This window comes from Streptomyces sp. NPDC006624 (assembly GCF_040611555.1).
In the GTDB taxonomy this organism is placed as follows: domain Bacteria; phylum Actinomycetota; class Actinomycetes; order Streptomycetales; family Streptomycetaceae; genus Streptomyces.
The window spans coordinates 1-1,100 of sequence record NZ_JBEXOM010000097.1; the positions used below are offsets into that span (position 1 = coordinate 1).

The 1,100-nt window shown below is 67.5% G+C and carries 2 protein-coding genes; both read left to right on the forward strand.

What is annotated here, in order from left to right; translation table 11 throughout:
- A partial coding sequence (locus ABZY20_RS37415; RefSeq protein WP_356448022.1) for a hypothetical protein occupies positions 1–254 on the forward strand: 254 nt, incomplete at its 5' end.
- A gap of 131 nt (positions 255–385) precedes the next feature.
- On the forward strand, positions 386–1,100 hold a 715-nt coding region (locus tag ABZY20_RS37420; protein ID WP_356448023.1), incomplete at its 3' end, for a hypothetical protein.

Genomic DNA, 1,100 nt, shown 5'->3' on the forward strand with positions numbered 1-1,100 from the left:
CCGTGCGCAGCGCCGCGCCCGCGGCGCAGCCGCCGCAAAGCTATAAGGGCCCCGACGGAAAACAGCACGAGATCGTCTACAACCAGGGCCTGGCGCTGTCGCCGGGCGCGCGCGAGGAACTCAAACGCCAGCGCCTGCAGCAGATGCGCGACCAGCCCGAGGCGATATCGAAAATCTACGGCATCGGCCGCGACGAAATCGTCGCCATCCTCGCCGGCCAACGACCTTTCCCGGACCGGCTGATCGATCAGTAGCGCCGGCCGTCGCGCAGCACCGCAACGCCTTGCGCGTTGTTCGGGTTCCGGTCCCCAAGCGAGTGCGGGCCGGAGCGCACGCCCATGGGCGCCCGCCCATGGCCTTGATATGGACGAGAGAGGACTCTGCTATGAAAGCCCTTCGTACGTATTGCCTGTTGGCCGCGGCGTTGCTGAGCGGCCCTGTCATGGCGCAAACCGCAGATGGCTATGGCACCGTATTGCGCCTTCCACTGGTGGTGAATAGCTCCAGCTATTCCTCGACGATCTCCGTGCGCAACGCCGGCACCGCGACCGCGAGCGTCAAGATGACCTACTACGGAGCGCCCGGCACGCCGTTCGCCGGCGAGCGTCCGTGCACCACGCTCAGCATCGCGCCCAACGCGGTGGTGTCGGGCAACCTCGCCGACTTCTGCGCGGTGCCGGTCAGCGCCACCAGCAACTACGGCCAGCTCGCCCTGGTCGAGCAGAGCGCGGCGAACATTCCGATCTCGGCCTTCAGCCGCATCCAGTCCTTCGCCGGCACCGGATTCTCGGTGGAGGCGTTCAAGATCGGCTCGTTCGCCAGCGGCGCCAACGAATCGGTGGTCACCGGCCTGCGCCGGCAGGCGGCGTCGCCGGGCTATCAGAGCAACTGCTTCGTCGCCTCGATCAACGAGCCGGTGCAGGTGACCTGGCAGCTGCGCGACACCTCCGGTTCGCAACTGGGTAACGCGCAGGTGGTCAACCTCAGCGCTAACGAGACCCTGCGCATCTTGGACGTCTTCACCGCGGTCGGTGCGCCGGCCGGCGACTACAGCAACGTGCAGGCGACCTTCCGCGGCACCACGCCGACCGCCAACCCGG